The organism is Nocardia sp. NPDC051990 (assembly GCF_040680755.1).
Taxonomy (GTDB): Bacteria; Actinomycetota; Actinomycetes; order Mycobacteriales; family Mycobacteriaceae; genus Nocardia.
In genome coordinates, this window is sequence record NZ_JBFAXH010000007.1 from 73581 (window position 1) to 86580 (window position 13000).

The window sequence follows — 13000 nt, forward strand, 5'->3', positions numbered from 1 at the left end:
GTGGCACTGCTTGGCTCGAAACTTGCCGGTGGGGTCCGCTATATTGGGCGCAACCGCAGTGGCGCCGGAACCGATTCGCGACTGCGCAGGGGCCCGACCGCAGCCGAGCTGCCGGGGCGGGCAGGGAGTAGATGTTGATCGACGCTATGAACACTGAACTGCAGTTCACGACGATTTGGGGGGTGCAACTCGATGGCTGATCTCTCGGTGGAGACCGATGCGGTCCGAGTGTTCGCGACGACCAATGCCGGGGTCGCCAGCGAGATCGCGGGCGCGGCGAATTTCGATGCCGTACAGAACGTTGCCGCGCTCACGCCGGTTTTCGGCTTGATCGGCGGCGACTATCTGTTGGCGTTCGCCGCGGCGCAGGTGTTGCAGGCCAAGGACATCAATGAGCTATCGGCCAAGTATGACAAGCTGTCGAAGTCCGCATTCACCGCGGCCGCCGCGTTCGACACCACCGACTCCGGCAACGCGAGCGCGCTGAGCGCTATCGCCACCGAGGTCGGAGGTGGGGCATGAAGCCGATGGATTCGGCCTCGACCGGCGTGATCGCACCCGACCAGCAGAGCGTTGCCATGGAATTGGCCATGACCGCGACGCAGAACACCGCGGTTGATGCACTGCAGAACGTGTCGCAGGGATTGAGCGATCTGTCGCTGCCGCAGTTGCCCGCGGATCTGCCGCCGATCGAGGCGCCCGAATTCGTGCTCGCGCGCAAGATCACCGAGGAATCGCCGCAGCTGGGAACCATGCCTGGAGGGCTGTCGGGGCTCAACGGCAATTCGACCCCGGACGCGAGCGCGATTCTCTCCGGCGCGGTCTCGCCCGATGTGTCGCAGGCACTCACCGATGCGCAGACCGCGATCAGCCATGCGGCGGCGCCGGTCGTTCAGGCGGCGCAGGGCGTGGCGCAGCAGGCACACAGTGCGGTGAGCGGTGCGCTAGGCGGAGCGAGCAACCAGGGCGCGGCCGCGGCCGTGACGAATATTCCGTCTGATCCGGTCGCGGCGCTGATGCAGGGGCTGTCGATTCCCGGGATTCCCGGCATCGATACGCTGTTCCAGCCGATCCTCGAGCTGCTCAACAGCTTCGGCACCGGTGTCATCGGCGCCTTCGATCCAACCGCGATTCTCAGCCAGTCCTCCAAGATCATCGAGGCCGCGGTATCGGTCGGTAAGGGCGGTCTGCAGACCGTTGAGCAGGTCTGGCAGGGCCAGTCGTCTCGCGAGGCGCAGGCCGCGAGCCAGACCGCGCAGATCCAGGGGCAGGACACCAGTCAGCGCGGTATCGATATCTCCGAACTCACTCAGCGGGCCGCGGCTGTGGTGCAGCAGGGCAATGCGCAGTTGCTCGGGATCGCGAGCGAATTCGCCACGCAGGCAACCGCACTCGTGCCGGTGGCGCTGACGCCGCCCGGTCAGGTCGCGCTCATCGCGACGGCGACCGAACATCTCGGGTCGGCGGTCTCGGTAGCCAATACGACCCGCGGTGATCTGGCCGGGAAGACGGCCGAGCTGACCGGTATGGTGAACCAGCTGCTCGGGACCAGTGGTCTTCCCTCGCCGCAGGAGGTCGCGCAGGCGGCCATGCAGAATCTCGGTGAGCCGATCATGTCGCAGGCGCAGGAGGTCGCGCAGAATGCGTCGACCAATGCCGCCGGCCTGTTGGACGGATCCAGTACCTCCTCCGGCTCGCCGAGCACGTCCACGTCGGCGGCATCGATCAATACGGGCCACACCACAACGGGCACCCCGGGCATCACCGGCATCGGAAGCCATGCCGGTTCGCCGAGCACATCGGGCTCGCCGTCGACACAGAAGATGACCGGCACGCCGGGCAGCAGCACGGTCGCGCCGCCCATCAGCCGGGTCTCGGGCCTGTCCGGCACATCCTTGGGCACGGGCACGTCGACCAGCGCGGCGAGCTCGGGGAACTCCTTCATGGGCGGCAGCCCCGGTGCCACCGGCCAACGCGGCGCCAATGACGACGAGCACTCGCGCAATGTGGAGCCGTACCAGAGCCGTACCGGCAACGATGACCTCACCGGCCCCCTCGGTGAATCCACTCCGGACGTCATCGGCGCGACCCATCCTGATGAATTGGTCAGTTCGGACTACGAACAGGACCAGTTCTAGTCCGAAAGCAGTTCGCCAGTGCCCCCGCTCGGTTTTTCTTGCGGGGGCACTGGCGATCTCGGGTTGTGGTGGACGGCTGCGTGACCTATGTGTTGCGATCGCCGAATTCCTGTGGCGCAGCAGTTTGTCGGGCTGCTGCAATGCCGCGCCCCACGCGAATGGGAGGGCGTTGGCTGCGGGATCGGCTCAGTGGTCTTTGGTGAAGGCGTCGATGAGTTTGCGGTAGAGGTCGGTGAAGCGTTTTCGGTTCGATTGTTGATCAGGGGTGAGGTTCTCGGTCGCGTCGGGTGCGTACATGAGCAGATGGACGTCTTGGTCGGGCGGGGTGGGCATGAGATCGATGATCTGGGTGCCCTGGTCGGTGGCGCTGGGCATGCCGAGGTCGAGGGCGGCGAGTGCTTTGGTTTCCGCCAGTGCAGCATTCAGAACGTCGATGGGGATGGTGCCGGTGAGTCGCTGCGGTGGGACTTCGGCGGCGCGGGTGGTGGATGCGGCGTCGGGTTGTTGGACCGCGCGGCCGTCGGCGTAGATCTGCAGGAGCGGACGCAGGTCCACTCGCTCGGACCAGCCGCTCGGGATGGTGGTGAGTGTGAGCAGCGCGGTGGCGGGCGGTTGTGGTGTGTCGGCGGCCGGTTGGGCCGAGGCGACACCCCAGCCACCCGCGAGTGCGACGACGAGAACCAGCAGTACCGACTTTGTTATCCGCATGAAATCCCTATCTACGCTGTGCCACAGTCCAATTGGTCTCGATGACCGAGGCCATCGATCATCCCAGCGCGCGGGTCCGTACCCGTACCGCGCGCCGTCGTGTCGCTCGAATTCCTGACGCCGAGCTGTTGATCATCCGTTGGTGATCAGCGCAAGGCCGATGGGTTGTTCAGGTCGGCGGCCGAGTACGTGTCGCATGCTTGGACCTGGCCGGTCCTGTAGCCGGTGAGGAACCATTTCTGGCGTTGGTTCGAGGAGCCGTGGGTCCAGGCCTCCGGGTTGACGCGACCCTGGGCGGCACGCTGGATTCGGTCGTCGCCGACAGCGGAGGCGGCGGAGAGGGCATCGCGAATATCGTTGTCGGACAGAGATTTCAGAAAAGGCTGGTCGGTGCCGGGGGCGGGCTGCTTGTCGGCGAAATGGGCCCAGATGCCCGCGTAGCAGTCGGCCTGGAGTTCGGTGCGCACCGCACCGGATTCAGGTCCTCGCGGATCCCGTTGCGCCCGGCCGATATCGCCGAGCAGATTCTGGATGTGGTGACCGACCTCGTGTGCCACCACATACTCCTGGGCGAGCGGGCCGCCACTGGAACCGAAGCGGTCGACCAGTTCCTGGAAGAAGGCGGTGTCGAAGTAGGCGGTCCGGTCGGTGGGGCAGTAGAACGGGCCGACCGCGCTGGTCGCATTGCCGCATCCGGTCGAGACGGCGCCGGAGAACAGCACCAGCTTCGGCTTCGAGTACTTCTTGCCGGTCTGCTGGGGCAGTTGCGCCGCCCACACCGCGTCGAGGCTCTGTGCGGTGAGCACGACCCGGCAATCGACGTACTTATTGGCGTCCGCACCGGTCTTGCAGTGCGTGGGCGTGCCCGCGGTGCCGGGCTGCGCAGCGCTGTTCTCGCTGCCGTTCAACTGTCCGAGCAACGACCCGGGATCCCCACCGAGCAACAGGCCGAGTACCAGCAGGATGAGACCGCCGGCACCACCGCCAAGGGCGAGTTTGCCGCCGAACCCGGGTCCACCGCCCGAAGAAGCCCGATCCGGGTCGATCTGGAGGCCTTCGTTGAAGGTCATCTGCTTCGCTTTCTCGTGTGCCGAATACCTCGGTCATACCCTGCCGATACAGCTTCGCATGCGGGGCGGCGATATCGGTTTCCTCTCGGGATATGTGCCTCACTACGATGGCAACCGCACCGGATCGCCCTGCCGGTGTCACATTCGTCGAAAGGAATCCCGTGCTGCGCACCCACTTGGCTGGTTCGCTGCGAAGCGAGCACGCCGGTCAGACTGTCACCCTCACCGGCTGGGTGGCCCGGCGTCGTGACCACGGTGGCGTGATCTTCATCGATCTGCGCGATGCGTCGGGTGTGGCGCAGGCGGTGTTCCGCGAGGGCGAGCCCGCGGCGCAGGCGCACAAGTTGCGCGCCGAATTCTGTGTGCAGGTCACCGGGCTGGTCGAGCGGCGGCCCGATGGCAACGAGAACCCGGAGCTGCCGACCGGTTCGATCGAGGTCAACGTCACCGAACTCGAGGTGCTCAACGAGAGTGCGCCGCTGCCGTTCCAGCTCGACGATCAGCCCGGTGACGAGGCCCGTCTCAAGTACCGCTACCTCGACCTGCGCCGCGAGGCGCCGGGTAAGGCCATCCGGCTGCGCTCGAAGGTCAACGCCGCCGCCCGCGCGGTGCTGGCCGGTCATGAATTCGTCGAGGTCGAGACCCCGACGATGACCCGCTCGACGCCCGAGGGCGCCCGCGACTTCTTGGTGCCCGCGCGCCTGCAGCCGGGCAGCTTCTACGCATTGCCGCAGAGTCCGCAGCTGTTCAAGCAGCTGCTGATGGTCGCCGGTATCGAGCGGTACTACCAGATCGCGCGCTGCTACCGCGACGAGGACTTCCGCGCCGACCGCCAGCCAGAGTTCACCCAGCTCGACCTCGAGATGAGCTTCGTGCGCCAGGAGGACGTGATCCTGGTCGCCGAGGAGATCCTGGATGCGCTGTGGAAGTTGGTCGGCTATGAGATCCCGTTCCCGATTCCGCACATGACCTATGCCGAGGCGATGCGCCGCTACGGTAGCGACAAGCCGGACCTGCGGTTCGGCGTAGAAATCACCGAATGCACCGAGTATTTCACGGAGACCCCGTTCCGGGTGTTCCAGGCGGAGTACGTGGGTGCGGTTGTGATGCCGGGCGGTGCGAGCCAGCCGCGGCGTCAGCTCGACGCCTGGCAGGAGTGGGCCAAACAGCGCGGTGCCAAGGGGCTGGCGTACGTGCTGGTGCAGGAGGACGGCACGCTCGGCGGTCCGGTCGCCAAAAACCTCAGCGAATCCGAGCGCGAGGGCCTGGCAAAGCACGTCGGTGCGGTGCCGGGTGACTGCGTGTTCTTCGCCGCGGGCCCGGCCAAGGCGCAGCGCGCGCTGCTCGGTGCGGCGCGTGGCGAGATCGCACGCAAATGCGGTCTGATCGACGAGAACACGTGGGCGTTCGTGTGGATCGTGGATGCACCGATGTTCGAACCCGCCGCCGAGGCCACCGCGAGTGGCGAGGTGGCACTTGGTCATTCGGCATGGACCGCAGTGCACCATGCGTTCACCTCGCCCAAGCCGGAGTCGCTGGACACCTTCGACACCGACCCGGGCTCGGCCCTGGCCTACGCGTACGACATCGTCTGCAACGGAAATGAGATCGGCGGCGGCAGTATTCGTATCCATCGCCGCGATGTGCAGGAGCGCGTCTTCAATGTGATGGGCATCGGGCACGACGAGGCACAGGAGAAGTTCGGCTTCCTGCTCGACGCGTTCTCCTACGGCGCCCCGCCGCATGGCGGTATCGCCTTCGGCTGGGACCGGATCACCGCGCTGCTGGCCGGAATGGATTCAATCCGTGAGGTCATCGCCTTCCCGAAGACGGGTGGCGGTGTGGATCCGCTGACCGATGCGCCAGCGCCGATCACCGCGCAGCAACGCAAGGAAGCCGGGCTGGACTTCAAGCCCGAGAAGAAGAAGGACGAGGGCGGCGCGGGTCGCCCTTCGGAATAGCGCGGGCCGGCGCTGGAACGGTACTTTCTGGTCAGTTTCGTCGATGCTGACCACGAGAGGTTCCAGTGCTGCACTTACGCATGATCAGCCCGCCCGAAGTCACCGAGAAGGTGATGGCGGTGCTGAGTGCCGACCCGGGCGTCACGCATGTGACATTGGCGCGGGGTGTTGCCGTCGAACCCGTCGGTGATCTGATCCAGGCCGATATCGCGCGTGAAGCCGCCAACGATGTGCTCGCCGATCTGACCTCGCTCGGCATCAAACACACCGGCGGTATCACGCTCGTACCTGTCGAGACGGTTATCTCCGATGCGGGCGAGCGGGCGATCGAGGAGGCGCCCGGCGATCCGACCGACGCGGTCGTGTGGGAGGAACTGCTCGCGCAGACGCATGAGGAGTCCGAGCTCACCCTGAGCTTCGTCGCCTTCCTCACCATCGCCTGCCTGCTCGCGGCCGTCGGCGTGGCCACCGACTCATCGGTGACGATTGTCGGCGCCATGGTGGTCGGGCCGGAATTCGGGCCGCTGGCAGCCTTTTCGGCGGGGCTGTGGCGACGCGATTTCCGACTCGCCCGCAAGTCGGCGGTCGTGCTGCTGGTGGCATTTCCGGTGGCGATGGTCATCACACTGTTGGCGACCTTGCTGTGGGAGCAGTTCGGCTGGATCACCCTGACCGGTGTGGAAGCCGTCCAGAACGTCGACTTCATCTATGAGGTCGGGCCGTTTTCACTGGTAGTCGCACTGCTGGCGGGTGCAGCGGGCATGCTCGCGCTGGTGACCGCGAAATCGGCGGCGCTGGTCGGGGTGTTCATTTCGGTGACGACTGTGCCCGCGGCCGGATTCGCGGTGATCGCGGCAACTTTGGGCCAGTGGCATATCGCGTTCATGTCGGTGGGGCAGCTTGCAGTGAACCTCGCGGGCATCGTCACGGCCGGGGTACTCGTGCTGGCGCTGCGCCCGCCCGCGGGCAGTGAGGGCGGACCCATCGCACGTTTCAGGCAGTGGTGGTGGATGCGGTCACTGGCCTCGAAGTGACCACCAATTCTGTTGTGAGGCCGGATGCTAGGAAACGGACACGGTGCCGCCGGTGAGTGCCCGGTAGGCGTAGGTCACCGCGATCGTGCACACCGGTCCGGCGACGAGCAGTCCGAAGCCGCACAGCAGGGTGGCGACAAAGGTGATGACCAGCACCGCGAGGGCGAGTAGCAGCACCTGCCCGATATTGGTGATGACCAGCGTCGCGCTGGATTTGATCGCGGCGAACGGACCCTGTTCCTGATCGACAACGAAATGCAGCGAGAACATGCACAGGAATCCGGCGATCAGACCGGGTACGAAGCACAGCGCCGCGCCGATCCAGGTGAGCACGAAAGCGAGCAGGGCCGTCAAGAGGGCATTGCCCGCATTCACGAAATTGAAGTAGGAAGCGAAAGTCGGTTTGTTGCCGTCGGTTTCGTAGAGGGCGCCGCGGATCATCGCGGCCTGCAGCAGCCAGATCGCGACCATGACTGCCAGGAAGATCAGCAACAGATTGAACAGCGAATTCGGTTGCACGACTTGGACGATGAGCACGAAGGCGAGATAGATGATCACGCCGAGCGCGGCAACCGCCAGCCAGGGGCCGAAATTCGCGCGGAACTTCTCCCAGCCGTAGCTCAGGGCGTTGCCGACATCGAGGGTGGTCGGTGTTCCGGGGGCGGATTGGTAGCCATAGGTCGGTGCGTCGGGCCGGGAGCCTGGGGGCATGGCGCCGGGGGGCGGTATCGTGCCGGGAGGCGGCATGGTGCCGGGCTGGGTAGCGCCAGGCGGCATCGCGCCGAGAGGTACGGCACCGGGCGGCATGGTGCCAGGTTTCGCCAGACCGGGTGCTGCTGCGTCAGCAGGTTCGAAGCCGGGCTGCATTGCGCCCGGCGGGACCGCACCGGCAGGCGTCGCGGCAGCTGCTGGAGGCATTGCGCCAGGGAGCGTCGTCACGGGCTGAACCGAGCTGGGACCGGTTCCCGATGGACCGTAGCTCGGCTGCCCCGGTTGGCCGGGCGCTCCGACCGGTGGCGGCGGCTCCAGCGGTTCACTGCCGTATTGCGCCGCGCCGGGACCCTCGAACTGCGGGTAGCCCGCAGGCCCGGCCATCTCGTGCCTCGCGGGTCCGGTGCCAGCTTCCGTCGGTTGCGGATCGGCACTTTCGTGTTGCCCTGGACGCGCGGCGAGCTGTTCGCCACCACCTTCTTCGGGCGCGCCGCCGCTCGGTTCGGGCGAGCCGGTCGGCTCGTTCGGCGTGAGCGACGGTGAGTCGGTCATTGTCTGCAGACCTTTCGACGCAACTGGTTTGCGGTGTGGCGCACGGCAGTTGACGATGAGACAACCGGACAGCCGCAATGGTGTCAAGCACGCAGCGCCCGTCCCGCGACCTTGACGCAGACACGCCGAACGACACGGAAAGGTTGTGTAACCGCTCGCTAGAAGTGACCCGGTGCGAGTAGCTTGATTAGCGATGACCGCACTATTGGCCGAACGCGCCGCCGAAGTCGTGTCCGCAGCACAGCAGTTGCTCACAAAGCGAATGGGTGCTCCGGTAAAGCTGAGCGATCCGATGGAACTCAGCGGTAGTGGTAGGACGACAGTCCTACGCGTGCGTGTTTCAGAAAACGCCTACTCCCTGCCACGGACGCTCATCGTCAAGCAGGTTCGCGGATCCGCGGCGGACCGCAGGACGGGTGGTCTGGCGCCCGGCGTCGCCAGCATCGACTCCGCGTTTCTGCGCGAGGCCGTGTCGTATCAGTTCACCACGGCGCTCAGCCGCGAACAGCGCCCCGGCGCCTATCTGATTGCGCACAGCCTCCCGGACCGGTTGCTCGTCCTGAGTGATCTCGGGGAGAACGCCCGGCTGACGCAGGTGCTGCAATCCCGTGCGGAGCCGACGACACGCAACGCGCTCATGGCCTTCGCCCAGGGGCTCGGCCGGATGCATGCGGCAACCGTCGGGCGCGAGGCGGATTTCGTCGCGCTGCTGCGCCGGGTGGATGTGGTGCACCGGGTCGACGGCATCGCGCAACAGGCCGAGGCGGCCATCTCCGAAGTGCCTGGCATGCTGCAGCGTGAACTCGGCATCGAGGTGCCCGGTGAGATCGCCGAGCGGATCGTGCGAGGTAATCGCCTGTTCTCCGCGGGTCGCTTCCGGGCATTCAGTCCCTCGGACCTGTGCCCCGACAATGTGATCCTCAATGACGAGGGCGCCCGCTTCCTCGACTACGAATGGGGCGGCTACCGCGACGCCACCCTCGACATCGCCTACGCACTGGTGTCCTTCCCGGGCTGCCTCTGCGACTTCGAACTGTCCCGCGAGCGCGCCCAGCAAATGGTCGAGGCATGGCGCGCCGAGGTCGTCGGTGTCTGGCCCGCCATGGCCGACGACGCCGTACTCGCCGAACGCATCCTGGAAGCCCGCCTCATTTGGGTCTGGCTCACCACTTACTGGTTCCTGCCCGCCGACCACACCCGCATCGCCTCCGCCCGCGAACACGGCCTCTCCGTTCCGCGTTCGGAAGCCCTCATCAACCGTTGGGCCGCCCTGGCCGAAGATGCGCGCTGCACTGGCGACGACGCGGTCGGTGATTTCGCCGAGGATGTGTCGGCGATGCTCGAAGAGCGCTGGGCGGAATAGGTTTCGGTTCCTCGCTGTCGCGCCAGGAGACCTCGCACTGCTTGTCGGCGGGGTCAGGGCGTGAGGTCGGACCGGCGGGCTTCGAGGTGGGCTCGTTCGATGGCGTTTTCGGTCAGGAGTAGGGCGGATTCGTAGGCTCGGGCGGCTTCGGTAGTGCGTCCCAACTGGGTGAGGAAGGCGGCGCGGGCGGCTTCGAAGTAGCCGTAGGTGGCGAGGGAGGGTTCGCCGGCGAGGGTGTCGAGGAGAGCGAGGGCTCGCGTCGGGTTGCCGGAAAGGCCAACTGCCACCGCGTGATTGAGGCGCACGACCGGTGACGGCCAGATTCGGAGTAGCAGTACGTAGAGGCCGGTGATCTCCCGCCAGTCGGTTTCCGCCCAGGACGGTGCCTCGTCGTGGACGGCGGCGATGGCGGCTTGCAGGGTGTATCGATCCGTATGTGGCAGAGCGGTTTTCACCAGGGCGATGCCCTCGCTGATGGCCGCGCGATCCCAGCGGGAGCGGTCTTGGTGTTCGAGGGTGCACAGGCGGCCTTCGGCATCCACGCGGGCGGCGCGGCGCGCGTCGGTGAGCAGAATCAGGGCCAACAGGCCCGTGACAGCAGGGTCGCCCGGGACGAGCGCATGCATCATTCGCGCAAGTTGCAGCGCCCGGTCGACCAGATCGGCACGCACCAGCGCGTCACCCGACGGCGCCGTGTGACCCGTGGTGAACTGCAGATGGATGACCGCGCAGATGGCATCGAGCCGGTGCGGGAGTTCGCGCACCGACGGCACCCGATACGGAATGCGCGCCACCGCGATCTTCTTCTTGGCGCGCGTGATTCGGGCCGCCATGGTCGATTCGCTGATGAGGAAGGCGCGGGCGACCTCGGCGGTGGTGACACCACAGACCAGACGCAGGGTCAGCGCGACCTGAGCCTCGCGCGCCAGGGCCGGATGGCAGCAGGTGCTGATCAGGCGCAACCGGTCATCGGGGATGGCGGCGGCCGAATCCAGTTCCGCGAGTGCGAGATCGGCGGTGTCCTCGGCTTGATCGGTAATCAGCATGGGCAGCGCGCGCTGCATGGTGGAGTCGCGGCGCAGCAGGTCGAGGCCGCGGCGTCGGGCGACGGTGGTCAGCCAGGCGCCGGGTTTGGCGGGAACGCCGTGCGCGGCCCATTCGGTGAGTGCGCGCGCGTAGGCGTCCTGGACGCATTCCTCGGCGAGGTCGAAGTCGCGGACGAGCCGCACCGTCGCGGCGAGCACGAAGGCCCATTCGCGACGGTGCGCCTGGTCGACGGCCGCGGCCGCTTCGGTGTCGATCGGCACAGGGCTAGTCGAAGGTCATGATCGGGCGCACCTCGACGCCGCCGAACCGGGCGGGCACCTGCTTGGCCACGGCGATTGCGGCGTCCAGATCCGCGGCCTCGATGAGGTAGTAGCCGCCGAGCGCCTCCTTGGCCTCGGCGAACGGGGCATCGGTCACGGTGAAATCGCCGTTGTCGGTCTGCCGGATGGAGGTGGCGGTGGAAGTCGGCTGGAGTGCGCTACCACCGAGCACCGCATCGCCCGCGATCTCCTGGAAAGCCACGTGCGCTTGGTAGACCTCGCCCATGACCTGCTCCGATGCGGTTGTGTACGCGTTCTCGTCCTCGTAGATCAGCACCAGATACTGGCTCATGTTCTCGCTCCTTCGGGTTGCGCCGGCCCGCCGATCGGGCCGTCGTATTCGTTCCGACGAGCGAGCTCGACGGAAATCGACAATATGTCGCGAGAAAATTCTGCTCCTTGAATCGCGTGGAGTCTCGCGAGTCGACACACATCCCGGAGCTGTCGGTCCCGCTCGGTAACGTGCTCGGTGTGAGCGAAGGCCTATTCGACGTGCCCGGCGACAACGCGCCGACCGGACACTCCATCGACAGTGTGGTGCGCCGCGATGCCGGTGCGCCGCTGGCGGTGCGGCTGCGGCCCGCGACATTGGACGAGGTGGTGGGCCAACAGCATCTGCTCGGCCCCGGCTCGCCGTTGCGGCGGCTGATCGAGGGTTCGGGTGCGGCGTCGGTGCTGTTGTACGGGCCGCCGGGAACCGGTAAGACCACGCTGGCCTCGCTGATTTCGCAGGCCACCGGTCGTCGCTTCGAGGCGCTGTCGGCCTTGTCGGCGGGTGTGAAGGAAGTGCGCGCGGTCATCGATGTGGCCCGCCGCCGTCTCACCGGGGGCGAGCAGACCGTGCTGTTCATCGACGAGGTGCACCGCTTCTCCAAAACTCAGCAGGACGCGTTGCTGGCCGCAGTGGAGAACCGGATCGTGCTGCTGGTCGGCGCGACGACCGAGAATCCGTCGTTCTCGGTGGTCTCGCCGCTGCTGTCGCGCTCGTTGGTGCTGCAATTGCAGTCGCTCACCTCGGCCGATATCCGGCTGGTGCTCGATCGTGCGCTCACCGACCCGCGTGGTTACGACGGCGCGTACACGGTGACCGAGGCCGCGCTGGAGCACATCGTGCGGATCGCGGGTGGTGACGCCCGCCGGGCGCTCACCGCGCTGGAGGCGTCGGCGGAATCCTCGTTGGACGGCACCGTCGATGTGGATCTGGTCGAAGCCAGTGTGGACAAGGCCGCCGTCCGCTACGATCGTGCCGGTGACCAGCACTACGACGTGGTGAGCGCCTTCATCAAATCCATCCGCGGCTCGGATGTCGATGCGGCCCTGCACTATCTGGCCCGCATGCTCAGCGCGGGCGAGGATCCCCGCTTCATTGCCCGCCGCCTGGTGATCTCGGCGAGCGAGGACATCGGCATGGCTGATCCGATGGCGCTGCAGACCGCGGTCGCGGCGGCGCACGTCGTGCAGCTGATCGGCATGCCCGAGGCTCAGCTCACCCTGACCCACGCGACAATTCACCTGGCCACGGCCCCCAAATCCGGTGCCGTACCGGCTGCACTCGGCGCCGCGCTCGCCGATATTTCGGCGGGCAAGGCGGGTGCGGTTCCGGCGCATCTACGCGACGGCCACTATGCGGGAGCCGCCGCGCTCGGTAACGCCAAGGGGTACAAATACCCGCACGACGACCCGGATGGCGTACTGACCCAACAGTATCCACCCGACGAAATCGTCGGCCGCGACTACTACACGCCGACCGACCACGGCGGCGAACGCGATATCCAACGCCGTGTCGAGAAGTTGCGCCGAATCGTGCGAGGACGATAACTCGACGTATCGTGACGGTATCGGTGTATCGACCGTCCGGCCGAACAGAACGGGAGGACCTGGTGACGGCCATGGCGGATCGACCCCAATGCTGCTTACGGAGTTCGAAGAACTCGCCAGGCATTCCGGGAGACGGCGACGCTGGAGTCTCTGTACGCGAAGCTGGGGGAAAGCGGTAGCGGATGGGGATGCTGGGTCGATCCAGATCCGGCGCTGATGGTCGTCGAGGTGACATCCGATGACTCCGGGACCGACCGGCGTGACCGTGTCGAGAAGCC

11 protein-coding genes are annotated in these 13000 nt (G+C 66.5%); 6 read left to right on the forward strand and 5 right to left on the reverse strand.

The window, feature by feature from the left end; all coding sequences use genetic code 11:
• Positions 1 to 192 precede the first annotated feature (192 nt).
• Both AB0L63_RS15720 and AB0L63_RS15725 read left to right on the forward strand, forming a co-directional pair.
• Positions 193 to 522: a type VII secretion target gene (locus tag AB0L63_RS15720; protein WP_364500448.1), complete on the forward strand. Its 330-nt coding sequence runs from the start codon at positions 193 to 195 to the stop codon at positions 520 to 522.
• Complete coding sequence (locus AB0L63_RS15725; protein WP_364500450.1) at positions 519 to 2138, forward strand: hypothetical protein; 1620 nt, start codon at positions 519 to 521, stop codon at positions 2136 to 2138. Before AB0L63_RS15720 ends, AB0L63_RS15725 begins: the two co-directional genes overlap by 4 nt.
• Before the next feature lie 186 nt (positions 2139 to 2324).
• On the opposite strand, the gene AB0L63_RS15730 is transcribed toward AB0L63_RS15725, so the two are convergent.
• A complete protein-coding gene (locus AB0L63_RS15730; RefSeq protein ID WP_364500453.1) occupies positions 2325 to 2846 on the reverse strand; it encodes a hypothetical protein in 522 nt (173 codons plus the stop codon).
• A 146-nt stretch (positions 2847 to 2992) separates the two neighbouring features.
• Positions 2993 to 3916 carry a neutral zinc metallopeptidase gene (locus tag AB0L63_RS15735; protein ID WP_364500456.1) on the reverse strand — a complete coding sequence of 308 codons (924 nt, stop codon included), beginning with the start codon at positions 3914 to 3916 and terminating at the stop codon, positions 2993 to 2995.
• 161 nt (positions 3917 to 4077) lie between these two features.
• Between AB0L63_RS15735 and aspS the strand changes: the two genes are divergently transcribed.
• Complete coding sequence (gene aspS / locus AB0L63_RS15740; protein WP_364501048.1) at positions 4078 to 5877, forward strand: aspartate--tRNA ligase; 1800 nt, start codon at positions 4078 to 4080, stop codon at positions 5875 to 5877.
• Between the two features lie 65 nt (positions 5878 to 5942).
• Positions 5943 to 6911: a DUF389 domain-containing protein gene (locus AB0L63_RS15745; protein WP_364500459.1), complete on the forward strand. Its 969-nt coding sequence runs from the start codon at positions 5943 to 5945 to the stop codon at positions 6909 to 6911.
• Between the two features lie 27 nt (positions 6912 to 6938).
• Here AB0L63_RS15745 and AB0L63_RS15750 read toward each other — a convergent pair whose 3' ends face one another.
• A complete protein-coding gene (locus tag AB0L63_RS15750; RefSeq protein WP_364500461.1) occupies positions 6939 to 8174 on the reverse strand; it encodes a hypothetical protein in 1236 nt (411 codons plus the stop codon).
• Between the two features lie 193 nt (positions 8175 to 8367).
• Here AB0L63_RS15750 and AB0L63_RS15755 point away from each other — a divergent pair, with 193 nt between their 5' ends.
• Positions 8368 to 9537, forward strand: coding sequence for a kinase (locus tag AB0L63_RS15755; RefSeq protein WP_364500463.1), 1170 nt, complete (start codon positions 8368 to 8370; stop codon positions 9535 to 9537).
• A gap of 53 nt (positions 9538 to 9590) precedes the next feature.
• On the opposite strand, the gene AB0L63_RS15760 is transcribed toward AB0L63_RS15755, so the two are convergent.
• Positions 9591 to 10844, reverse strand: coding sequence for a sigma-70 family RNA polymerase sigma factor (locus tag AB0L63_RS15760; protein WP_364500466.1), 1254 nt, complete (start codon positions 10842 to 10844; stop codon positions 9591 to 9593).
• 4 nt (positions 10845 to 10848) lie between these two features.
• Positions 10849 to 11196 (reverse strand): YciI family protein, encoded by a 348-nt coding sequence (locus tag AB0L63_RS15765; RefSeq protein ID WP_364500469.1) that lies wholly within the window; start codon positions 11194 to 11196, stop codon positions 10849 to 10851.
• 149 nt (positions 11197 to 11345) lie between these two features.
• Here AB0L63_RS15765 and AB0L63_RS15770 point away from each other — a divergent pair, with 149 nt between their 5' ends.
• Complete coding sequence (locus AB0L63_RS15770; RefSeq protein WP_364501051.1) at positions 11346 to 12722, forward strand: replication-associated recombination protein A; 1377 nt, start codon at positions 11346 to 11348, stop codon at positions 12720 to 12722.
• Positions 12723 to 13000: the final 278 nt, after the last annotated feature.